The sequence below is a fragment of the Kitasatospora sp. NPDC127035 genome (assembly GCF_042726075.1).
Classification (GTDB): domain Bacteria; phylum Actinomycetota; class Actinomycetes; order Streptomycetales; family Streptomycetaceae; genus Kitasatospora.
On record NZ_JBHXDN010000027.1, the window covers coordinates 1 to 22,247 of the forward strand.

The window sequence follows — 22,247 nt, forward strand, 5'->3', positions numbered from 1 at the left end:
GCTAAGCCTCACAGCGCCGATGGTACTGCAGGGGGGACCCTGTGGGAGAGTAGGACGCCGCCGAACAATCATTGTGAAGAACCCCCGTCCGGGATCCGGACGGGGGTTCTTTGCGTTTCCGGGGCAATTGCGGGGAATTCCGGTGATGCCGGGGCGGCGGTGTTCACGGTCCGTGCCACGTCCCGTGCCACGTCGGACCGGTCCGGGAGGTCAGCCCTGGGGCGGTGCGGTGCCCCAGCTCGGTCGGCTCTCCGAGCGGTCGGGGGTGTCGGTGAGCCGGGTCGGGCTACCCCCGTCGGGCTGCATGACGTAGAGGTCGGAGGAGGTCCCGGTGCCGGCGGCGCGGGCGAAGACGATGGATCCGCCGTCGGGGGCGTAGGCCGCGGGGCCGTAGGAGACGTCGGACGGGCCGGGCGTCAGGGCCTCGATCGCGCTGCCGTCTGCGTGCATGGCGTAGATCCCGCCCCCCGGGGTGAGGTCGGGGCCGGCGGGGAAGGTGGTGAAGACGATCCGGGTGCCGTCGGGGGACCATCCGGCACGGCCTCCGGCCCGCAGCTCCCAGGGGGTGAGCTGGCGGAGGCCGGTGCCGTCTGCGGCGACGGAGAACAACGCGCGGCCGTCGGCGGGGAGCCCGGTGGCGCTGGTGCGGTACTCGAAGACCAGCTGCTTTCCGTCGGGCGACCAGCTGGGACTCGTCACCTCGCCGGAGTAGGGCTTGTCGTTGGTGAGGAAGGTCAGACGCTGGACGTCGGTGCCGTCCGGGGTCATCAGGTACAGGTCGGAGTACTGGATCTGACCGGTCTCGGGGTCGCCGGATCCCCAGGTGCGGTTGAAGGCGATCCGCCCGCCGTCCGGGGAGAAGGCGGGGTGACTCTCCGCCTCGTTGATGCAGTCGGGAGCTCCCACGCTGCAGAGCGGACCGACCTGGTGGGCGTTCTCTCCGGAGGCCGTGGTGAGCCAGATCCGGGCGGCGGAGGCGGCGTCGCCGGTGCGGTCGAAGGCGAGCGCGACGCCGTCGGGGGACCACGAGGGATTGTCGTCGCGGGCGCCGTCCGGCGGCTGGGTGAGCGGACGCTCGCCGGTGCCGTCGGGCCCGGTGGAGAGGATGGCGCCGGTTTCCCGGGCCGTGCCGAGCGTGACCCGGCTGGCGATCAGACCGTTGCGGGCGGAGGGCGGGGTCGCGGCGGCGGCGCCGACGACACCGGGGGCGGCAGCGGCCGGCTCGGGCGTAGGCGTGGGGGTGGGGGACGGCGATTCGGCGCGGATCTCGCTGAGCGGGATGTCGCCGGGCTGTGCGCCGCAACCGGTGAGCAGGGCTCCTGCCAGCAACAGGCCCGCACCGGCGCGAGTGCGGGTGCGGGCCGTGGTGGGGGTGGTCCGTGCGAGCCGTGTGCCGGTCATTCGCGTCTCATCTCCGTCTCCGATCCGCCGGGTGAGTCCCGGCGAGCTTCGAGGGAGCTGTCACGTTGTCAGATCGGACGCGGCGAAAAGGGGGCGACACGCGACGCTGTGCGTTCGTTCGGGCACTCGGAGTAGCTGCGTGGCGGGACGTGAGGCGCGGCGTCAGTCGCGGGCGGTCCGGCGTTCGGCCTTGGCGGTGGCCTCCGCCTCGTCCTCGGCCTCGGCGACCTCCAGGGTGGGGGCGGTGCCGCCCAGCTGGGCGGGCAGCCACCAGGTGTCGTCGGGGCCGGACGGCTTGCCGGGGTACTCGCGCTGGGCCTGGTCGAGCATCTCGGACATCGCGGCGCGGAGCCGGCGGGTGACCATGACGGGCTTGTCGGTGGGGGCCAGCTCGATCGGCTCGCCGATCATGATGGTCACCGGGACGTGCCGCTTGGTGAGGGTCTTCGGGCGGCCCTTGGTCCAGAGCTGCTGGGTGCCCCAGAGGACGACGGGCAGCAGCGGCGCGCCGGAGTCGGCGGCCATACGGGCGGCACCGGTCTTGAACTTCTTCAGCATGAAGGAGCGGCTGATGGTGGCTTCGGGGAACACACCGACCATCTCGCCGGCCCGCAGGGCCCGGACGGCGGCCTCGTACGCGGGCTGGCCGTCGGTGCGGTCGACCGGGATGTGCTTCATGCCTCGCATCAGCGGGCCGGAGACGCCGTGCTTGAAGACGTCGTCCTTGGCCATGAAGCGGGTCTTGCGCCGTCCGCCGCGGTAGGCGCCGAGGCCGGCGAAGAGGAAGTCCAGGTAACTGATGTGATTGCTCACCAGGACTGCTCCGCCCTTGGCGGGGATGTGCTCGGCGCCGACGATCCTGATGCGCACGTCGAGCGCGCGGAAGACGGTCAGTGCGGCGCCGATCACCGGCGGGTACACGAACTCTGCCACGGTCAGTCCTGACTTCGACGGGCCTCGCGGCCCGGTACGGCGGGTACCCGAGCCGTACGTGGGGGCCGACCGGTGGCGCGGCACGCCGCGGCGGCCACGGGTGATACACGGAGATGATCCCCCGAAGGGGTGCCCGCTGTCACCTGAGGCGTACCGCCAGGCGGAATGTGAAGGTGTGATGTGCGTGATGAGTCCGGCCGGGAACTTTTCCCGGCCGGACCGTCGGGCGGCCGGCTCGGGCCGGTGGCGGGGTGCTCAGGCGGCGATGTCCACCCGGCCCTGGGCGCGGCGGACCAGCAGGTACATCTCGCAGCCCAGGCAGTAGCCGAAGGCGGCGTTGAGGAAGGCGGCGGCGAGTGCGAACCCGGTCGCGAGCAGGCCGAGCCAGTCGACCCCGGTGAGGAAGCCGAGCGCGCCGACGACGGCGAAGACCAGGCCGACGCCCTGGGCGAACCGCGGCGGGCGCTCGTCCTCGGTCTCGGTCGGCGGCGCGAGCCGGGGCCGGACCAGCGTGCGGTAGAGCCAGCCGTAGGGCGAGTGGCGCAGCCCGGCGACGGCGCCGAGGGCGAAGACGAGGGCCTGGGCGGCCAGCAGGAGTCCGCTGCCGGTGAGCAGGACGGCTATCAGGACGACGGTGGTGAGCGCGGCGGCGAAGCGCGGGCCGCGGGGATCGATCTGCACGGGGGCTCCGGGGGAGGGGCGACGGGTGACGGCGGGGCGCGTCAGCGACAGCGCGAGGCCGTGGCCCGGCACAGGTCGACCACCCGGCGGGCGGTCAGCAGCGGCTGTGCGGGGCGGTCGGAGTCCACCCGGCGATCGTACGCGCGCCGTGGGCCGCGGGTCGACCGGTTTGCGGGGCCCGTTCCCGGAGCCCGGGCGGGCGGGGGCAGACTGGGGGGATGACCGGGTTGGTGGTGTGCGTTGTCGTCCTCGTGGTGGCGAGCGCGTTCGGGCTGCTGCGGGCCAAGCGTGACGGGAGGTTGCGGGTGCGGGTGAAGGACGGGGCGGTGCGGCTGTCGGCGGCCGAGCTGGGGGTGCCGCTCGGCGAGCGGGCGACCCTGGTGCAGTTCTCCAGCGCGTTCTGCCAGCCCTGCCGGGCCACGCGCCGGGTGCTGACCGAGGTGACCGGGATGGTCGAGGGGGTGGCGCACGTCGAGTTGGACGCCGAGGAGCGGCTGGAGCTGGTCCGCCGGCTGGACATCCTGCGGACGCCGACCGTTCTGGTGCTGGACGCGGGCGGTCGGGTGGTGCGCCGGGCTGCCGGGCAGCCGCGGAAGGTGGACGTGATCGCCGCCCTGGGTGAGGCGGTCTGAGGCTGCTCCCGCTCCCGGTTCGGAGGGCGCGGGTCGTTCCGGGCGGTGAATCCGGAGGCCGAAGGACCGCCCCGTGGGGTGGAGCACGGGTCGGGCTGGGGCAGGATGGCCCTGACGGCAGTGCAGCCGTCCTGTGGCCGCCGTCCGGGCCGGGGATCCTCTCCGGGCTGGTCGGAGGGGTTGCGGGACGCTCGGTCGGGACCTCCCGCCGTAAGCTACTGGCCAGTAGTGACCGTTGTGCTACTGGCGAGTATGCTGCGACGGAGTTCCGGACCGGCACGGGAACACGCTGCCCGGAGCGGGTGCGTACCGTGTGCGCGCCCGCTTGCACAGCCGCAGCCGCCGGACGAGACCCAGTACAGGAGACAGGCCGTGAGCTTGAGGATCGTTGTCTGTGTGAAGCACGTGCCGGACGCGACGGGTGACCGTCGTTTCTCGGACGATCACACCACCGACCGGGAGGGCGTGGACGGCCTTCTGTCGGAGCTGGACGAGTACGGCGTGGAGCAGGCGTTGCGGATCGCGGAGGCGAGCGGTGATGCCGAGGTGACGGTGTTGACGGTGGGTCCGGACGATGCGAAGGACGCGCTGCGCAAGGCGTTGTCGATGGGTGCGGACAAGGCCGTGCATGTGAACGACGACGGCATCCACGGTTCGGACGTGATCGGGACGTCGGCGGTGCTGGCGAAGGCGTTGGAGAAGACCGGGTTCGACCTGGTGATCGGTGGTATGGCGTCGACGGACGGGTCGATGGGTGTGCTGCCGGCGCTGTTGGCTGAGCGTCTGGGTGTGCCGCAGGTGACGCTGCTGTCGGAGGTGTCGGTCGAGGGTGGTGTGGTGAAGGGCCGTCGGGACGGTGACGCGGCGACGGAGCTGGTGGAGGCTTCGCTGCCGGCGGTGGTGTCGGTGACGGACCAGTCGGGTGAGGCGCGTTACCCCTCGTTCAAGGGGATCATGGCGGCGAAGAAGAAGCCGGTGCAGTCGCTGGACCTGGACGATCTGGGGATCGGGGCGGACGAGGTCGGTCTGGCGGGTTCGTGGACGGCGGTGGAGTCGGTGGCGGCGCGTCCGGCGCGTACCGCGGGCACGGTCGTCAAGGACGAGGGCGAGGGCGGCAAGGCGCTCGCGGGCTTCCTCGCCGACCAGAAGTTCATCTAGTCCCACCCGTTCGCGCACCCAAACGATCGATCAGGAGCAACGAATCATGGCTGAGATCCTGGTTCTCGTGGACCACGCCGACGGTGTGGTCCGCAAGCCGGCCCTCGAACTGCTGACCCTGGCCCGCCGGATCGGCGAGCCGTCGGCCGTCGTCCTCGGGGCCGGTCCGGCCGCCGCCGCGATCGCCGCGAAGGCGGCCGAGTACGGCGCGGCGAAGGTCTACGTGGCCGACGGCGCCGAGTTCACCGACCAGCTGGTCGTCCCGAAGGTGGACGCGCTTACCCAGATCGCGAAGGCGAGCGAGGCCGCTGCGGTGCTGGTCACCTCCTCCGGCGAGGGCAAGGAGGTCGCCGCCCGCGTCGCCCTGCGCCTCGGCTCCGGCATCATCACCGACGCCGTCGACCTGGAGGCCGGCGCCGACGGTCCGGTCGCCACCCAGTCGGTGTTCGCCGCGTCGTTCCAGGTGAAGTCCAGGGTGTCGCAGGGCGCCCCGGTCATCACCGTCAAGCCGAACGCCGTCGCGCCGGAGGCCGCCGCGGCCGCGGGCACCGTCGAGGACGTCACCGTCGCGTTCACCGGCAACGCCGCCAAGGTCGTCTCGCGCACCCCGCGCGTCTCCACCGGCCGCCCCGAGCTGACCGAGGCCGCCATCGTCGTCTCCGGCGGCCGCGGCGTCGGTGCCGCCGAGGGCTTCGGCGTCGTCGAGGAGCTGGCGGACGCGCTGGGCGCGGCCGTCGGTGCCTCGCGCGCCGCCGTCGACGCCGGCTGGTACCCGCACAGCAACCAGGTCGGCCAGACCGGCAAGCAGGTCTCGCCCCAGCTGTACATCGCGGCGGGCATCTCCGGCGCCATCCAGCACCGGGCCGGCATGCAGACCTCGAAGACCATCGTGGCCGTCAACAAGGACCCCGAGGCCCCGATCTTCGAGCTGGTCGACTACGGCGTGGTCGGCGACCTCTTCGAGGTGCTGCCGCAGCTCACCGCCGAGGTGCAGTCCCGCAAGGGCTGAGCCGTCGCCGCAGGGGCGCGTCCGGGACCTCCCGGGCGCGCCCCTGCGCGTTGTCCGGGACTTCCCGCACGGCACGTGGTCCCCGGACCGGGGGAGCGGCGACGGGCCCGTAGAGTCGGCGGCACGAGCGCCGGCGACCGCCGGCGGCGGGGCGGCCGATCGCGAACAGGGGCGAAGGCGGACACATGACACTCTTGACGGCACTTCAGGGCGGCTTCGGGGACTCGGGCGACGCGCTGCGGATCGACGGGCGGACACTCTCCCGGGAACAACTGCTCGGCGCGGCCACCGCCGTCGCCGACCGGGTGGCCGGCGCCCCCGCGCTCGCGGTCCTCGCCCGGCCCACCGCCGAGACCGTGGCCGCCGTGGTCGGCGGGCTGCTCGCCGGCGTGCCGGTCGTCCCGCTGCCGCCCGACTCCGGGCCCAAGGAACGCGCCCACATCCTGCGCGACTCCGGTGCGGTCCTGCTCGCGCACGCCGCCGGGGACGATCCCCGGGAGGACGGCCCGGCCGCCGGACCGCCGGTCACGGCGCTGCCCGTCGACCTGGCCGAGCGCTCGGCCACCACGTACGCCGAGCCCGGCCCGGGGGCGACCGCCTTCGTGCTCTACACCTCCGGCACCACGGGTGCGCCCAAGGGCGCGGTGATCCACCGGTCCGCCGTCGCCGCGGACCTCGACGCCCTCGCCGAGGCCTGGCAGTGGACCGCCGAGGACACCCTGGTGCACGGTCTGCCGCTCTTCCACGTGCACGGCCTGGTGCTGGGCGTGCTCGGCGCACTGCGCAGCGGCAGCCGGCTGGTGCACACCGGGCGGCCCACCCCCGCCGCCTACGCGGCCGCCGGGGGGAGCCTCTACTTCGGTGTGCCGACGGTCTGGTCCCGGCTGGCCGCCGACGAGGAGGCGGCCGGGCAGCTGGCCCGGGCCCGCCTGCTGGTCTCCGGCAGCGCCCCGCTGCCCGTCCCGGTGTTCGAACGGCTGGCGGCGCTGACCGGCCACGCCCCGATCGAGCGCTACGGGATGACCGAGTCGCTCATCACCGTCTCGACGAGGGCCGACGGCGAGCGCCGCCCCGGCAGCGTCGGCCTGCCGCTGGCCGGTGTGCGGACCAGGCTGGTCGGCGAGGACGGCGGCCCGGTCGCGCACGACGGCGAGAGCGTCGGCGAGCTGCAGGTCGCCGGGCCGACCCTGTTCGGCGGGTACCTCAACCGGCCGGACGCCGACGCCGAGGCCTGGACGGCGGACGGCTGGTTCCGCACCGGGGACGTCGCGGTGATCGGCCCGGACGGCTTCCACCGGATCGTCGGCCGCGCCTCCGTCGACCTGATCAAGAGCGGCGGGTACCGGATCGGCGCGGGCGAGGTCGAGGCGGCCCTGCGCGACCACCCGGCGGTGGCGGACGCGGCCGTGGTCGGCGCGCCGGACGAGGACCTCGGCCAGGCGGTCGTCGCGTACGTCATCCCGGCCGGTCCCGTGACGGGGGAACAGCTGACGGCCTTTGTGGCGGAGCGGCTCTCGGTGCACAAGCGGCCCCGACGGGTGGTCCTGGTGCCCGAACTGCCCAGGAACGCCATGGGAAAGGTGCTGAAGAAGCAGCTGCTCGCGGACTCGGCACACGGGTGACGGGCGGTCACCCGGCGGGTGCCGGGTGACGCCCGCTCACCTTCCGTGAGCCCTTCCTTTGGCGCACTCCACTGCGCGCTGTGAGCGGACGCGTGCCTAACGTGACACGCAGGCAGAACTGAATCCCCGGGCTCCACGCCGCAGCTTCCGGCCGCACGGCCGGAAGCCGCGGCATGTCGGCCGCGGATCCGTTCCGGCCTTCGTCCAGCGTTCCGCGATCCGCGTTCCGCGTTCAGTGCTCAGCAAAGGAAGACAGCAGGATGACGACCGTCAACACCGGCGCACCGGGTGCCGCCGACGAGCCGACCGGGCAGCACGCCGCCGCCACCGCCTCCCAGCCGGCGGAGGGTGCCCGCACCTTCCGTCCCTCCCGTGCGGCGCGGGTCCGCCGGGGGATAGGCATGGTGGCCGTGATCGTGGCGGGTACGGGCGTGCTCGGCCTCGGCACCGGGGTGGGCAGCGCCGCCGCCGAGCCGGCGCCCGCCCACGCGGGGTGGGACGGGTCGCGGTACTGGTTCAAGAACAGCCAGGGCCAGTGGCGCTGGACGACCCACTACGACGTGTACCTGGCGCGGACGGGGGCGTCGGCCGGAACCGCCACCGCCTCCCCGTCCGCGACGACGGCGACCACGTCCGGGGGGATCACCCAGGGGTGGGACGGGTCGCGGTACTGGTTCAAGAACAGCCAGGGCCAGTGGCGCTGGACGACCCACTACGACGTCTACCTGGCGCGGACCGGAGGGTCGTCGGACGCGGCGACCTCGGCCTCCGGCGCGTCGTCCTCGACCCAGTCCTCCGCCGATTCCGCGGTGCCTGCGGCCGACGGTGACGTCGAGACGGCCGTGTCGTTCGCGCTCGCCCAGCTCGGCAAGCCGTTCAAGACGGCGGGGAACGGGCCGGACGGCTACGACTGCTCGGGCCTCGTCCAGCAGTCCTTCCGGCGCGGGGGCGTCGAACTGCCGCGCGTCGCCAACGACCAGTACGCGGCCACCACCCCGGTGAAGGCGAGCCAGCTGCAGCGCGGCGACCTGCTCTTCTGGTCGGACGACGGCACCGCGCGGGGCATCCACCACGTGGCGATCTACCTGGGCAACAACCAGTACGTGGAGGCTGCGCGACCCGGCACCCTGATCCGTGTCTCCCGGATCAGCAGCGGCTACTACCCGACCCACATGGGCCGGCCCTGAGCCGGTCCCGCGGACGGACGACGCCCGGGCCGGACGGTCCGGGCGTCGTCGTGGGCGGCGGTGCGGGCGGTGCCGCCGTGGGGGGCTGCGGGGGTGCGGCGAGGTGCCCGGCGGCGGAGTCCGGGCGGGTCAGGGGCGCCCGGGGCCGGGGGCGAGGCCGAGATCGGCCGGCCGGGGGAGGGCTCCGCGCGCGCCCGGGGCGGTGACGGCGAAGGCACCGGCCGCGGCGGCGGTGGCGGCTGCCGCCGGGAGGGACGCGCCGTCGGCGAGCCGCGCCGCCAGGGCGCCGCAGAAGACGTCGCCGGCGCCGGTGGTGTCGACGACGGTGGCCTCGGGGGCGGGGACGTGGTGGACCGCGCCGTCGGTGGCGACCAGTGCGCCGGCTGCGCCGAGGGTGATCACGGCGCCCTCGCCGAGGGCGGCCAGGGCGGTGGCGGCCGGGGCCGCGTCGGCGGCCTTCCCACGGGTCTCGCCGTGGGTCTCGCCGAGGACCTCGTCGTGGGCCTCATCGTGGGCCTCATCGTGGGTTTCGTCGTGGGGCCGGCCCGGGTCGCGGGCGCCCGCGAGCTGAGCGGCCTCGACGGCGTTGGCGACGATCAGCGGTCCCCGACCGGCAGGGCCCGGCCGGTCGGGGAGCCCGCCGACCGGGGCGGCGTTGTGGATCCAGCGGGGGCCGCCGTCGCGAAGGACGGCCGCGGTGGCCAGGATGCACTCCTCGGGGACCTCGCCGCTGGTGAGGACGACGTCGGCCGGGGTGAGGGCGAGCGAGGCGAGCGCCTCGGTCACCTCGGCGCCGGTGAGCCGGGCGTTGGCACCGGGGACCACCAGGATGCTGTTCTCGCCGGACGGGTCGACCATGACGACGGCCTGTCCGGTGGGGGCGTCCGTGTCGACGAGCACGGCGCCGATGTCGACGCCCGCCCCGCGCAGGTCGGCCAGGGCGGCGCGGCCGTCGGCGTCCGCACCGACCTTGGCGACCAGATGGGTGGGTGCGCCCATGGCGGCGGCGGCCACGGCCTGGTTGGCGCCCTTGCCCCCGAAGCCCTGGGCCGAGTCGGTCACCAGGACGGTCTCGCCGGGCGCGGGCAGGGCGGGGCAGCGGAGGATCCGGTCGACGTTGACGGAACCGACGGCCACGACGCGGCCGGGTGCGGTGGGTGCGGTCACCGTTCATCTCTATGCGGTCGGGCGGCGGGAGGCAACCGACGGGCGGGGAACCGGTGCGGCTTTCCCGTGCGTCTGTGGCAGGGCGCACGGGGTGCGGAGGGGGCGCGTGGAAGGATGTCGGACGCCGGTGGTCCGGGGTGCGCACTCCGGCGTGTCGCGGGTTGTACGGGCGTCGCGGCCAGGCCGCTGGCCTGGGCACATGCCTCTGTCATCCGGTGCGGCCGGCGGCCGCGAGCAGGGCGGTCGGGGAGGCATGGGGACCGGCGCGGCGGGGGTACCACCTCGGGTGGCGCTGGTTCGGCTGACGGGGGCGCCGCCCGGTGCGAACGGCGCCGGGGGAGGTCGAGGGGCAGGGGACGTTTGTGATCGTCTGGGTCAATGGCACGTTCGGGGCGGGCAAGTCGAGTGCCTGCCGCGAGTTGGTGGAACTGCTGCCCGGCAGCACGCTGTTCGATCCCGAGCTGATCGGGTTCGGGCTGCGCGCGATGCTGCCGGCCGACCGGATGGCGGCGGTGTCCGACTTCCAGGACCTGCCGGCCTGGCGCCGGCTGGTGCCCGAGACGGCCGCCGCACTGCTCGGCGAGGTGGGCGGGCCGCTGGTGGTCCCGATGACGTTGCTCCGGGAGGACTACCGGGACGAGATCTTCGGTTCGCTGGCCTCGAACGGCATCACGGTGCACCATCTCGTTCTCGATCCTGAAGAAACGATCCTGCGCGAACGCATAGCGCAGCGTGAGGAGTGCCCGGACGATCCGGAGCGCAGCGCGCGGATCCGGCAGTGGTGCCTGGACCATCTGCCCCGCTACCGCGCCGCCCGCCGCTGGCTCGGCCGGGACGCGCGGCTCGTCGACACCGCGGGCCTCACCCCGCGCGAGACCGCCGTCCGGCTCGCCCAGCTGGTCCGGGACGGGTCCGCCCGCTGCCCGATCGTCCAGAGTCCCGACCCCACCGGGGACACCGTCGCGGCCGCGGTCCTGCTCTTCGACGAACAGGACCGGGTACTGCTGGTCGATCCGGTGTACAAGCCGGACTGGGAGTTTCCCGGCGGAGTGGTCGAACGCGGCGAGGCGCCGACCGACGCCGCCCTCCGGGAGACGGCCGAGGAGCTCGGCCTGCGGCTCGACCCGTCGGTGCTGCGGCTGCTGGCCGTCGACTGGGAGCCGCGGACCGGGCCGCGCCGGGGCGGGCTGCGCCTGGTCTACGACGGCGGGCTGCTGGACGCCGCCGGCCGGCAGGGGCTGCTGCTCCAGCAGGAGGAACTGCGCGGCTGGCGGTTCGTCAGCCTGGAGGAGGCCGCCGGGCTGCTGCCGCCGGGGCGCTACCGGCGGCTGGCCGCCGCGCTGGACGCCAGGCGGTGCGGGGAGCTGCGGTACCTGGAGGCCGGGCGCCGGGCCGGGGTGGGGCTGGCCAGGACGGCCGACGCGGCGTAGGCCGTCCGTCGTCGGTCGGCCGTCCACCGCAGGCGGCCGAGCGGTTGGGCCGCGGCGTGGCCGGCGGGGCGGTCTCGGTGCGTGGGGCGGGCGCGGCCGGTGCGGCGTGTGCCGATGACGGCACGACGGCGGTCGGGCGGCGGCAGGATGAGGGCATGCCCTTCACACTGAGTCACCCGGCCGCCGTGCTGCCCCTGCTGCGGGCGGCGGGGGAGCGCGGGCCGCTGGTCGCGTCGGCCCTGGTCGCCGGGTCGCTGGCGCCGGACGTGCCGTTCTTCGCCGAGTCGCTGCTGCCGGGGGTGTACCGGCACGGCCGGCTGACCCACCGCTGGTGGGCGGTACCGACCGTGGACGTCGCGGTCGCGGCCGTGCTGGTGGCCGGCTGGCACGGGCTGCTGCGCGGGCCGCTCGTCGGGCTGCTCCCGGAGCGGTGGGCGGGCCGGGCCGAGGCGCTGACGGTCCGCCGGAGTCGGCGGGAGGACCGGGAACCCCGGGTCGTGAGCGGGGCGGACGCCGCCTGGTTCGCGGCCTCGGCGGCGCTCGGCGCGGCCAGTCACGTGGGGTGGGACGCCTTCACCCACGGGGGCCGGCTCGGTGCCCGGCTGGTGCCGGCACTGGAGCGGCCGGTCGCCGGTGGGCCGCCTCTGTACACGGTGCTGCAGTACGGCACGTCGGTCCCGGCGCTGGCAGCGGTGGCGGGGTACGCGGTGCGTGCGGCCCGGGCGGCGGAGCCGGTCGCGCCGGCGGTCGTGCTGACGGACCGGGTCCGGCGCTCCGCCGTCGTGGGGCTCGGCGCGGCGACGGCGGCCGGGGTGGTGCACCGGCTCGTGCCGCTGCGGCGTCGGGTGATCCCGGAGGTGTGCTTCGGGGCGGGCGCCGGGCTGGCGGTCGGTGCGGTGGGGTACGCGCTGGTCCGGGCCGCGGTGGCCGGGGTCCGGACGGCGCGCGGGTAGTGCCGGGGCGGTGTGTGAGCCGGGGCAGGGGCGCGCGGGCCCGGCGTGCACGGCGGCACCCGAGGTGTTCGTCCGGCGTGGGACGGACGGGCCGCGCCGTCGTGGTGGACGGCGCGGCCCGGTAGTGCACCGGTGGTGACCCGGGGGCTGCCCGGCGGTGGCTCCTCGTCAGACGGATCGCAGCTCGGCGTAGCGGCGCAGGAAGAGCGCCTCGGCGAGCGCCATCCGCTCCAGCTCCAGCGGGTCGACGCTCTCGTTGACCGCGTGGATCTGGGTGGTGGGCTCCTCGACGCCGATCAGCACGATCTCCGCCTCCGGGTAGAGCGTGCGCAGGGTGTTGCAGAGCGGGATCGAGCCGCCCTCGCCGGAGGTGACCATCGGGGTCCCGAAGGCCTCCGCCATCGCCTCGCCCATCGCCTCGTACGCCGGGCCGGAGGTGTCGGCGCTGAACGGCGCGCCGTTGCCCTGGCGCTCGACGGTGACCCGGGCGCCGAACGGCACCTGGGCCTCCAGGTGGGCGACCAGCGCCTCCTGGGCGGCGGCCGTGTCGGTGCCCGGCGGGACGCGCAGGCTGACGGACGCCTTGGCGGAGGCCTGGACGGAGGAGGTGGCGCCGATCACCGGCGGGGCGTCGATGCCGAGGACGGTGACCGCCGGGCGGGCCCAGAGCCGGTCGGCGACGGTGCCGGTACCGGTGAGCGCGACGCCGTCCAGCACCTTGGCGTCCGCGCGGAACTGCTCGTCCGGGTACTGCACGCCGTTCCAGGTCTGGCCGCCGGTCAGGCCGGCGACCGCCACGTCGCCGTGCTCGTCGTGCAGCGAGGCGAGCACCTTGACCAGGGCCTGCAGCGCGTCCGGGGCGGCGCCGCCGAACGCGCCGGAGTGCAGGTTGCCGGCCAGGGTGCGGACGGAGACGTCCACCACGGTCATGCCGCGCAGCGAGGCGGTGACGGTGGGCAGTCCGGCGGCGAAGTTGCCGGTGTCGCCGATGACGACGACATCGGCGGCGAGCAGTTCGGGGTGCGCCTCGGCGTAGCGCTCCAGACCGCCGGTGCCCTGCTCCTCCGAGCCCTCGACGATGATCTTCAGCCCGACGGGGTACCCGCCGTCCACCTGGCGCAGCGCCCGAAGGGCCGTCAGGTGCATCAGGATGTTGCCCTTGCAGTCGGCCGCGCCGCGTCCGTACCAGCGGCCGTCACGCTCGGTCAGCTCGAACGCCGGGCTGATCCAGGCGTCCTCGTCGAGCGGCGGCTGGACGTCGTAGTGCGAGTAGAGCAGGACGGTCGGCGCGCCGGCCGGGCCGGGAAGCTCGGCGTAGACGGACCGGGTCCCGTCGGGGGTGTCCAGCAGCCGGACGCCGGTCAGGCCCTCGGCCGCGAACGCCTCGGCGACCCAGTGGGCGGCCTTGTCGCACTCCTCGACCGGGAACTGACGGGGGTCGGCGACGGACGGGAAGGCGACCAGGTCGGCGAGGTCGGTCCGGGCGCGGTCCATCAGGGACCGGACGGCGTCGGCCAGGCGCTGCTGCTGCGGCATCGTGATGCTCCGGGTAGGGCTGGTCCGTCCGAGGGATGGTGCGGGCGAACGTCGTTGACGGGGGGTAGCGCCGATCATAGGCGGACACGAACGGTCGCCCGGCCGGGGGCGGCCGGCGGCGGCACCGGGCACGGCACCGGCCGGGGACGGGGTCCGGCGGGCACGGGGCGGCCCGGGCGGCGTCGAGCGGTGCGGCGGGGGGATTCGGCCGCGCGTTCGGGGCGGTGCGGCCGACACCGGGGAGGTCGGCCGCACTAGGATTGCTGTCCGTGACTGACTCCGGAAGCCCTGATTCTCGTAGCCCGCACAATGCCAGTAGCCCGCACGACACCAGTGGCCCGCAGGCCGAGCGAGGCCCGCTCGACGCCGACGCCCCGGCCGAGGCCGCGTTCGAGGCCGTGGTCGAGGCCGACGCCGTGGTCGGCGCCGAGGCCGACGGGCCCGGCCGGCTGGACGGCGTCTGGGACGTCGTCGTCGTCGGTGCCGGGCCGGCCGGCTCCTCGGCCGCGTACGCCGCCGCGGCCCAGGGCCGGCGGGTGCTGTTGCTCGACAAGGCCGAGCACCCCCGGTACAAGACCTGCGGCGGGGGCATCATCGGCCCCTCCCGGGACAGCCTCCCCCCGGACTTCGAGCTCCCGCTCCAGGACCGGGTGCACGCCGTCACCTTCGCGTACCGCGGCCGGTTCGCCCGCACCCGGCGTTCGAAGCGGATGCTGTTCGGGCTCGTCAACCGGGACGAGTTCGACCTGCGCCTGGTCCAGGCGGCCAAGCAGGCGGGCGCCGTGCTGGTCACCGGAGTGACCGTCACCGGGGTGGAGCAGCGCGGCGGCGAGCACCGGACGGCGCTGGTCACCGCCGCCGACGGGCGCACCTTCGAGGCCCGCGCCGTGGTCGGGGCGGACGGCAGCGCGAGCCGGATCGGCCGGCACGTGGGTGTCTCCTTCGACCAGATCGACCTCGGGCTGGAGGCGGAGATCCCCGTCCCGCCGGAGGTCGCGGCCGACTGGGCGGGCCGGATCCACCTCGACTGGGGCCCGCTGCCGGGAAGCTACGGCTGGGTGTTCCCGAAGACCGAGTCGGGCAGCCTGACCGTCGGGGTGATCTCGGCACGCGGTGACGGCGAGCGGACCAAGCAGTACCTCGCCGCCTACATCCGCCGGCTGGGGCTGGCGGGCTTCCCGCCGAGCGTGGAGTCCGGCCACCTGACCCGCTGCCGGGCCGAGGACTCGCCGCTCTCGCGCGGCCGGGTCCTGGTGGCCGGTGACGCGGCCGGGCTGCTGGAGCCGTGGACCCGCGAGGGCATCTCGTACGCGCTGCGTTCGGGCCGGCTGGCCGGGGAGTGGGCGGTGAAGGTGGCCGAGGCGGGCAACGCGGGCGAGGTGCGGCGCGAGGCGCTGAACTACGCGTTCGCGATCAAGGCGGGCCTGGGCGTGGAGATGCGGGCGGGGAAGCAGATGCTGAACGCGTTCGAGCACCGGCCGTACCTGTTCCACGCGGCGGTCTGCCTGGTCGACCCGGCCTGGCGGGCCTTCGCCCGGACCACGCAGGGGCACACCACGTTCGCCCAGGTGCTCCGGGACTACCGGGCGGCCCGGCGACTGGCGGCACTGGCCTCGCGCTGAGGACCGGCGGTGACGCTCCGCCGGGGAGGGGTTCCCCGGCGGAGCGTCGGCCGTGCCGTGGTGCTACTTGAGCCCGTTGTCGATCGCCGTGATGAGGGTGCCGCCCGGAGTGTCACCGGTCATTTCCCAGATCATCGCGCCGAGCAGGCCCTTCGATTTCAGGTAGGCCGTCTTCTTGGCGATCGACCAGGTGTCGTCGAAGGTCCACCACTGCCCGCCCGCACCCGTGTACCCGTAGGTCGAGACGGACTGTTCGTCGTGGTAGACGGACAGGTTGGGGAAGGTGGTGATGAGGTTGTTGTACCCGCGGGTCCCGGCCTCCTCGGCGAACTGGCCGGGGGCTGCGCCGGTCGCGCTCTGCCATTCACCCTTGACGCCGCCGTCGGCGACGCCCTGCCAGCCGCGGCCGTAGAAGGCGAGGCCGATGGTGAGCTTGCGCGGGTTGACGCCGGCGTCCAGGTAGGGCTTCAGCGCCGCGTCCACGCTGAAGTGGTTCGGGTACGGGTCCTGGGCGTCCGGGTAGAGGTTGCCCTGGTGGCCGGTCCGGTTGGGCTCCCACGAGTTGTCGCTGCCGGCGCCGTGGAAGTCGTAGCCCTGGACGTTGGCGATGTCCAGGTAGTTGAAGATCTTCGAGAGGTCCCAGCCCTGGTCGATCTTGACCGGGTCCGCCGGGGTGAAGGCGGTCAGCAGCTTGTGCGAGCCGCCGAGCGCGTCGAGCTGCTTGCGGAACTCGGCGAGCAGCAGGGTCAGGTTGCCCTTGTCGTTGGCGTTGTAGTGGTTGCCGGCGTGGCCGTCGGGCGAGCCGGGCCACTCCCAGTCGAGGTCGATGCCGTCGAAGATGCCCGCCGCGACGCCGTCACCGCCGGCGCCGTTGTAGAGCGGCAGGTTGCCCTTGATCCACACGTCGACGCAGGACTTGACGAACTTCTGCCGCGAGGCGTCCGTCGCCGCCGCGTCCGAGAAGTACTTGGAGTAGGTCCAGCCGCCCAGCGAGACGACGATCTTCAGGTGGGGGTACTTGGCCTTCAGCTTCTTCAGCTGGTTGAAGTTGCCGCGCAGCTTGCCCCAGCCGTCGTCGGCCACGCCGTCCACCGACTGGGCGGCGCTCATCGGGCGGCCGTAGTCGGCGTCGGCGTCGCCCGCGCCGGTGCCCTGGTCAGGGTCCTGCGGGTTGGCGGTGGTGCCCCTGGTGACACCGGCCATGCAGGTCAGGTTGACCGGATCGATGTTCTCGAAGGCGTAGTTGATGACGTCGAGCTTGGCCGCGCTGCCCGAGGTGTCGAGGTTCTTGACGAAGTACTGGCGGCCGTAGATGCCCCACTGGGTGAAGTAGCCGACGCGGGCGTACTTGCCGGCGCCCACCAGGTCGGAGGTGGTGACGGAGAGCGGGGCCGAGGCCGGCGAGGCGTTGTCCGCGCCGTCCCGGGCCTTCACCGTGAAGGTGTAGTTCGTCGACGGCGAGAGGCTGCTGACGGTGGCGGTCAGCGTGGAGCCGGTCACCGTGCGGACCAGGGTGGCGCCCTGGTAGACGTCGTACGCGGCGACCCGGAGGTTGTCGGTGGCGGCGTTCCAGGCGAGCGTCACCTCGCTCGAACCCACCGCGGTGGTGCGGAGGTTGGTCGGAGCGGTGGGCGGGGTCGGGTCGGTGGCCGGGTCGAAGGTGGTGGCGGTGACGGGCGCGCTGAGCGGGCCGGTGTTGCCACGGGTGTCCTTGGCCCGGACGGTCAGGGTGTAACTGGTGGCCGGGGTCAGTCCGGTGACCAGTGCGTCGGCGGTGGCGCTGGTGGCGAGCACGGTCGCCCCGCTCAGCACCTCGTAGGAGGCGACCTGGAAGTCCCCGCCGGTGGCGGCCGGCCACTTCAGGGCGAGGCTGCGCGCGGTCGAGTCGGTGACCACCGGGGTGCCGGGCGCGGACGGCAGGACGTCCGAACTGCCGTCGCACTTGTCGCCGTTGATCCGGCAGCCGGTCGGTGTGCCGACCGGCCCGTTGGCGACGAACCAGAAGCTGTACGGCTCGGTGGTGCCGCGGGCGGGCACGTTGGCGTTGTAGAACGCGTTGGTGGCGGTGATGTGGCGGCCGTTGGCCGTCGCGGTGCCGTTGTAGCTGTTCTGGATGGTCACGCCGGCCGGCAGGTCGAACTCCAGGGTCCAGCCGGAGACGGCGGCGGCGTTGTCGTTGCGGACGATGTAGGTGCCCTTCCACCAGGACCCGTTGTTCTCGGTGGTGAAGGTGGCGGTGAGCTTCCCGGCGGCGTTGGCCGGTGTGGCCAGCGCGGTGATCGCGGCCAGCGGGAGGAGCAGGACGGACAGCAGCGCCAGCAGTCTGTGGCGCACGCGCGGGCGGTGTGCCCGGGGTCGAGCGGACATGGTTCTCCCTGTGACTGTGGGGGTTGGACAGGGTGACGTAGAACCGTACGGATGGTGCGGGTGGTGCCTGGTGGGGCGGGGTGGTGCCGGATCGGACCGTGGCGCTGGGGTGGTGCGTGGCCGATCGATGCCCGCGTTTGTGGGGAGACGGGGCATGGGAACTGTAGGAGGACTGGACCAATGCGTCAACAGGTCTGTACCAGTGGGGAGTTGACGGGCCAGGTCGGGACGGGGCCGGCGCACGGTTCGAACGCGCCCCGGGCGGGGTCCGCCCGCGCCTCGCGCGGGACTAGGGACGGCGGCGCGGGTCGCCGGCCAGCTCGTCGCCGAGCGGGCTGCGGGCGTACAGCACCGATCGGCCGTGCCGGGCCCGGGTCACCAGGCCGGTCGCGTGCAGCACGGCCAGGTGCTGGCTGACCGCGCCCGCGGTCACGCCGAGCCGGTAGGCGAGATCGGTGGTGGTGGCCGGCTCCGCGAGCAGCGTCAGCAGGCGCGACTTCGGCGCGCCGAGCAGCTGTTCCAGCGCGCGCGGAGTGGCCGGCGGTCGGGGGTCGGCCATGCCGGCCTGCCGCGTGCCGGGTAACTGATCTGCGGTGCACGGTCGTTGCTGATCATCGTGATCGCGCCCCGGGCGAAGAACGTCGGCACCAGGACCAGGCCGCGCCCGTCCACGGTGATCTCGCCGTCCCCGTCCGACCAGTGCCGGTTGATCGACAGCAGGCCGTCCGCCCAGTGCAGCCGCCGGTCCAGGTCGGCGAACAGCGCCGCGGCCCCCTGCTGGGCCAGCACCCGTGCCCGGTAGACCAGGTCGGCCTCCAGCACGGCGCGGGCCTGCGGCCACCAGCCCGGCGCCAGGCAGCACTCCCAGTACTCCTCCAGCGCGTCGGCGATCCGGGCCAGCAGCCGGGCCGGATCGGCCAGTCCGTCCGCCAGGCCGGCGGGCATCGGCCGGCGGTCCAGCTGGAAGGTCAGTTCCAGCTCAGGGCGCAGCTGTTCGGGCGGCAGTGCCCGGACGGTGGCCAGCTCGGTGCGGAAGTCGGGCGAGGGGGTGACCGGGCGCGGGGTCAGGAAGTCCGGGACCCAGCGGTTGGGCGAGACCAGGGAGAGCAGCAGCGTGGAGTCCAGCCGCTCGAAGGCGGGCCGGAGGCGCTCGAAGGCGGGCGACTGGAAGGCGTAGACGCCGGGATGGGTCCACATCCGCAGGCTGAGCGACGCCTCCTGGATCGGCGAGCAGGCGAACCAGGTGGTGGCCAGGTCGGCCAGGCCGAGCTTGAACCGGTGCACGCGGCCCCCTCCCCGGCTGCTTTTAGGCCCAGCCTAAATCAGTACTGCGGACGGGCCGTCTCGGGGTGTGATCGTGGGCATGACCACCTCACCGGCGGCGACCGCCGCACCCACCTCCGGCCTGCCCGGAAACGGCCAGGACGGCGAAAGCGACGGAATCGGCGCGAGCGGCGGGACCGGCGGGATCGGGGGGATCGGCCGAAGCGGCACGACCGGCACGACCGGCGGTCCGCCGGGACCGCCGGGGCCGCCCGCGAAGCCCGGGCCCCGGCAGTCCCGGGCCGCCCGGCTGCTGCACCCCGACCCGATGGTCCGGCGGCTCGCCGGGATCACCCTGCTCAACACCGTCGGCAGCGGGCTCTCGCTCTCCGTCGGCGTGCTGTTCTTCACCGGTGTCCTCGGCCTGAGCGCCGCCCAGCTCGGTCTCGCGCTCACCGCCGCCGGGCTCTGCGGGGTCGTCGCGAGCGTCCCCGCCGGGCGGGCCGCCGACCGCTGGGGGGCGAAGCGGATCCTGGTGGTGCTGGTCGCGCTCACCGGTCTGGGCACCGCCGGCTACACGCTGGTGGACGGCTATCCGGCGTTCGTCGCCCTGGCCTGCCTGGTGGCCGCCGCCGACCGGGGCGGATCGGCCGTCCGCAATGCCCTGTACGCCCAGGTGCTGCCCGCCGACAAGCGGGTCGCGGGCCGCGCCTACCTGCGGGTGGTGACCAACGTCGGCCTCTGCCTCGGCACCGGCGTGGGCGCCGTCGCCCTCCACCTGGACTCGCGGCCCGCCTATCTGACGGCGATCCTGGCCGACGCCGCCACCTACCTGGTGGTGTCGGTGCTGTTCCTGCGGCTGGCCGTGCCCGGGCAGGGCGGTGCGGGGTGGGGCGGCGCGGGGCGCGAGCGGCCGGCGGAGGAGGGGCTCCGGACGCCGGAGGGGGCGCGGACGCGCAGCCGGAACCCGGCACTGCGGGACGGACCGTTCCTGGTGGTGACCGCACTCAGCTCGGTGCTCGGCCTGCAGTTCGCGATGCTGGAGGTGGGCGTGCCGCTCTGGATCGTCCAGGAGACCGACGCGCCGCGGATCACCGTGGCCGGCACTCTGATCGTCAACACCGTGCTGGTGATCGCCTTCCAGGTGCGGGCCACCAGGGGCACCGAGGACCCGGCCGCCGCCGCCCGGGTCTGCGGCCGGGCCGGGCTGATCCTGGCCGCCTCGTGCCTGGTGCTCGCACTCGCCCACGGCGCGCCGGCCCCGATCGCCGCCGTGGTGCTGCTGGTGGGCGTGGCGCTCCAGGCGATCGGCGAGGTGCTGAGCCAGGCCGGCAGTTGGGCGCTCAGCTACGACCTGGCCGGCGAGCGGGCGCACGGTGCCTACCAGGGTGTCTACAACGCGGGGAACTCTGCCGCGCTGATGATCGGACCGGCGGTGGTCTCGACCGTCGTCATCGGGTACGGCCTGGCAGGCTGGGCCGCCCTCGGCGCACTGCTCGCCGCCGCGGGCCTGGCCATGGGGCCCGCCGTCCGGTGGGCCTCGGGCGGCGGCCGGGCGCGGTGACCGAGCCGGTGCAGCTGCGCCCGCGCCCCCGCGCCGTACCGCCCGCGCAGCGCCGCCGGGTCCGGAGCCGGAGGTCCGGCGCCGGATGCGGCGGCCGCGCCGGGAACTACTCCGGCACCACCGCGAGTGCCTCGATCTCGATCAGCACCTCGGGCAGGAACAGCGCCGAGACCTGCATCGCCGAGCTGGTGGGGAGCGGGATGTCACCGAAGAACTCCTCCCGGGCCTCGCGGACGGCGGGCAGGTGCCCGATGTCGGTGAGGAAGTAGGTGAGCTTGACGAGGTCGGAGAAGTCCGCCCCGGCGGCGGCCAGGCAGCGGCGGATGTTCTCGAAGATCTGCCGCGCCTGCGCCTTCGGGTCGCCGGTGCCGACCAGCCGCCGCTCCTCGTCGAAGGCGACCTGGCCGGAGACGGCCACCAGCCGGCCGGTACCGGTGACGACCTGGGTGTAGCCGGTGCCCGGGGCCACGCCGGGAGGCTCGGCGATGTGCGTGAGGTGGGCGGTCTTCCGCCCGGGTTCGGTGGTCATGGGCTCATCGTGGCCGACGGGTGATCACCGCACCAGTGCCTTTCCGGATCGGGCCCGGGTGCCCGGGCGCGACTCCACCGCGCAGGGCGGGCGGACCGCCACCGGATTTCCCGCGCCGGGCACGGGTGGCTCTGGTCGAGCGGAGGGTGGGCGTGCCAGAGTCGTCCGGCGCCGCCCCACCGGACGGCGGGCGCCCCTCCGACCCACCCTCAGCCGGAAAGCAGGACCGCACCGATGACCCGCGAAGTGCCTCTCGTCCACGTCACCACCGAGGACGCCGTCACCACCCTCACCCTCGACTCGCCCCACAACCGCAACGCGCTCTCCACGCGGCTGATGGCCGAGCTCACCGCCGGCCTCGCCGCCGCGGCGGCCGACCCGCAGGTGCGCGCGGTCGTGCTGACCCACGCCGGCAAGGTGTTCTGCGCCGGTGCGGACCTCTCCGAGGCGACGGGGGCCGACCCGACCGTCGGGCCGCGCGGTCTGGTCGACCTCCAGCGGGCGATCGTGGACTGCGCCAAGCCGGTCATCGCCGCCATCGACGGTCACGTCCGGGCCGGCGGCCTCGGGCTGGTCGGCTCGGCCGACCTGGCGGTGGCCGGTCCGGCCGCCACCTTCGCGTTCACGGAGGTCCGGCTCGGCCTGGCCCCCGCCGTCATCTCGCTGCCGCTGCGCCCCAAGCTGGACCCGCGCGCGGCCTCCCGCTACTACCTGACCGGCGAGGTCTTCGACGCCGCCGAGGCGGCCCGGATCGGGCTGATCACGCAGGCGGCCGACTCCGGAGAGGCCGTCGCCCTCGCGCTGAAGGGGCTGCTGGACGCCCTGCGGCTCGGTTCGCCGCAGGGGCTCGCCCAGTCCAAGCGGCTGGCCAACGCCGAGGTGGTGCGGTCCTTCGAGCGGGACGCCGACGAACTGGTCGAGCTGTCGGCGCGGTTGTTCGGCTCGGAGGAGGCACAGCAGGGGATGCGAGCGTTCCTCGAGAAGCGACCGGCACCCTGGGCCCGTTGACGTTGACGTTGACGTTGACGTTGGCGTTGGCGTGCGGCGTGCGGCGTGCGGCGTGCGGCGTGCGGCGTGCGGCGTCGTGTGGCGGGGGCCGGGCCCGCGGCCCCGCGCCGGCCCCCCCCCCCCAGCCCCAAAACCCGGTGGCGGCCCCCCAGGGCCAGGCCCAGCCGCGCCCCCCAAAGGGCCAC

The 22,247-nt window shown here is 74.4% G+C and carries 19 protein-coding genes; 10 read left to right on the top strand and 9 right to left on the bottom strand.

Translation table 11 applies throughout. From position 1 onward, the window contains the following. Nucleotides 1–210 precede the first annotated feature (210 nt). From ACFWIC_RS19760 to ACFWIC_RS19770, 3 genes are all read right to left on the bottom strand, one after another. Nucleotides 211–1,401 (bottom strand): hypothetical protein, encoded by a 1,191-nt coding sequence (locus tag ACFWIC_RS19760; protein ID WP_380519576.1) that lies wholly within the window; start codon nt 1,399–1,401, stop codon nt 211–213. Between the two features lie 162 nt (nt 1,402–1,563). Beyond that, a complete protein-coding gene (locus tag ACFWIC_RS19765; RefSeq protein WP_329880174.1) occupies nt 1,564–2,334 on the bottom strand; it encodes a lysophospholipid acyltransferase family protein in 771 nt (256 codons plus the stop codon). 255 nt (nt 2,335–2,589) lie between these two features. Next, nucleotides 2,590–3,015, bottom strand: a complete 426-nt coding sequence (locus ACFWIC_RS19770) for a DUF4395 domain-containing protein (RefSeq protein WP_380364372.1) — start codon at nt 3,013–3,015, stop codon at nt 2,590–2,592. 218 nt (nt 3,016–3,233) lie between these two features. On the opposite strand from ACFWIC_RS19770, the gene ACFWIC_RS19775 reads away from it, so the two are divergent. From ACFWIC_RS19775 to ACFWIC_RS19795, 5 genes are all read left to right on the top strand, one after another. After that, on the top strand, nt 3,234–3,647 hold the full coding sequence (locus ACFWIC_RS19775; RefSeq protein WP_329880171.1) for a thioredoxin family protein: 414 nt from the start codon (nt 3,234–3,236) through the stop codon (nt 3,645–3,647). Between the two features lie 372 nt (nt 3,648–4,019). Further along, on the top strand, nt 4,020–4,805 hold the full coding sequence (locus tag ACFWIC_RS19780) for an electron transfer flavoprotein subunit beta/FixA family protein (RefSeq protein ID WP_380364369.1): 786 nt from the start codon (nt 4,020–4,022) through the stop codon (nt 4,803–4,805). Between the two features lie 46 nt (nt 4,806–4,851). After that, nucleotides 4,852–5,814, top strand: coding sequence for an electron transfer flavoprotein subunit alpha/FixB family protein (locus ACFWIC_RS19785; RefSeq protein WP_380519577.1), 963 nt, complete (start codon nt 4,852–4,854; stop codon nt 5,812–5,814). Nucleotides 5,815–5,999: 185 nt separating this feature from the next. Then, complete coding sequence (locus tag ACFWIC_RS19790; RefSeq protein WP_329949309.1) at nt 6,000–7,436, top strand: acyl-CoA synthetase; 1,437 nt, start codon at nt 6,000–6,002, stop codon at nt 7,434–7,436. 260 nt (nt 7,437–7,696) lie between these two features. Continuing rightward, nucleotides 7,697–8,623 (top strand): C40 family peptidase, encoded by a 927-nt coding sequence (locus ACFWIC_RS19795; protein ID WP_380519578.1) that lies wholly within the window; start codon nt 7,697–7,699, stop codon nt 8,621–8,623. Between the two features lie 129 nt (nt 8,624–8,752). Here the strand turns inward: ACFWIC_RS19795 and ACFWIC_RS19800 are convergent, their stop codons facing one another. Continuing rightward, entirely contained in the window at nt 8,753–9,790 is a 1,038-nt protein-coding gene (locus ACFWIC_RS19800; protein WP_380519579.1) for a PfkB family carbohydrate kinase, read from the bottom strand. A gap of 362 nt (nt 9,791–10,152) precedes the next feature. On the opposite strand from ACFWIC_RS19800, the gene ACFWIC_RS19805 reads away from it, so the two are divergent. Together ACFWIC_RS19805 and ACFWIC_RS19810 are read left to right on the top strand one after the other, a co-directional pair. After that, nucleotides 10,153–11,220, top strand: coding sequence for an NUDIX domain-containing protein (locus ACFWIC_RS19805; protein ID WP_329949306.1), 1,068 nt, complete (start codon nt 10,153–10,155; stop codon nt 11,218–11,220). 155 nt (nt 11,221–11,375) lie between these two features. Further along, nucleotides 11,376–12,173: a DUF4184 family protein gene (locus tag ACFWIC_RS19810; protein ID WP_380519580.1), complete on the top strand. Its 798-nt coding sequence runs from the start codon at nt 11,376–11,378 to the stop codon at nt 12,171–12,173. A gap of 168 nt (nt 12,174–12,341) precedes the next feature. On the opposite strand, the gene ACFWIC_RS19815 is transcribed toward ACFWIC_RS19810, so the two are convergent. Next, complete coding sequence (locus ACFWIC_RS19815) at nt 12,342–13,709, bottom strand: dipeptidase (RefSeq protein WP_380519581.1); 1,368 nt, start codon at nt 13,707–13,709, stop codon at nt 12,342–12,344. A 398-nt stretch (nt 13,710–14,107) separates the two neighbouring features. Between ACFWIC_RS19815 and ACFWIC_RS19820 the strand changes: the two genes are divergently transcribed. Next, on the top strand, nt 14,108–15,331 hold the full coding sequence (locus ACFWIC_RS19820; RefSeq protein WP_380519617.1) for a geranylgeranyl reductase family protein: 1,224 nt from the start codon (nt 14,108–14,110) through the stop codon (nt 15,329–15,331). A gap of 63 nt (nt 15,332–15,394) precedes the next feature. Here ACFWIC_RS19820 and ACFWIC_RS19825 read toward each other — a convergent pair whose 3' ends face one another. The 3 genes from ACFWIC_RS19825 to ACFWIC_RS19835 all read right to left on the bottom strand — a co-directional run bounded on the left by ACFWIC_RS19825 (nt 15,395) and on the right by ACFWIC_RS19835 (nt 18,982). Beyond that, nucleotides 15,395–17,698, bottom strand: coding sequence for a glycosyl hydrolase family 18 protein (locus tag ACFWIC_RS19825; protein WP_329885273.1), 2,304 nt, complete (start codon nt 17,696–17,698; stop codon nt 15,395–15,397). A 289-nt stretch (nt 17,699–17,987) separates the two neighbouring features. Then, entirely contained in the window at nt 17,988–18,257 is a 270-nt protein-coding gene (locus tag ACFWIC_RS19830) for an ArsR/SmtB family transcription factor (RefSeq protein ID WP_380519582.1), read from the bottom strand. Continuing rightward, nucleotides 18,182–18,982 (bottom strand): transcriptional regulator, encoded by an 801-nt coding sequence (locus ACFWIC_RS19835; protein ID WP_380519583.1) that lies wholly within the window; start codon nt 18,980–18,982, stop codon nt 18,182–18,184. Before ACFWIC_RS19835 ends, ACFWIC_RS19830 begins: the two co-directional genes overlap by 76 nt. Before the next feature lie 79 nt (nt 18,983–19,061). On the opposite strand from ACFWIC_RS19835, the gene ACFWIC_RS19840 reads away from it, so the two are divergent. Beyond that, a complete protein-coding gene (locus tag ACFWIC_RS19840; RefSeq protein ID WP_380519584.1) occupies nt 19,062–20,525 on the top strand; it encodes an MFS transporter in 1,464 nt (487 codons plus the stop codon). 106 nt (nt 20,526–20,631) lie between these two features. Here the strand turns inward: ACFWIC_RS19840 and ACFWIC_RS19845 are convergent, their stop codons facing one another. Then, complete coding sequence (locus ACFWIC_RS19845) at nt 20,632–21,054, bottom strand: RidA family protein (protein WP_380364147.1); 423 nt, start codon at nt 21,052–21,054, stop codon at nt 20,632–20,634. 234 nt (nt 21,055–21,288) lie between these two features. Between ACFWIC_RS19845 and ACFWIC_RS19850 the strand changes: the two genes are divergently transcribed. Then, entirely contained in the window at nt 21,289–22,062 is a 774-nt protein-coding gene (locus ACFWIC_RS19850) for an enoyl-CoA hydratase family protein (RefSeq protein ID WP_380519585.1), read from the top strand. Nucleotides 22,063–22,247: the final 185 nt, after the last annotated feature.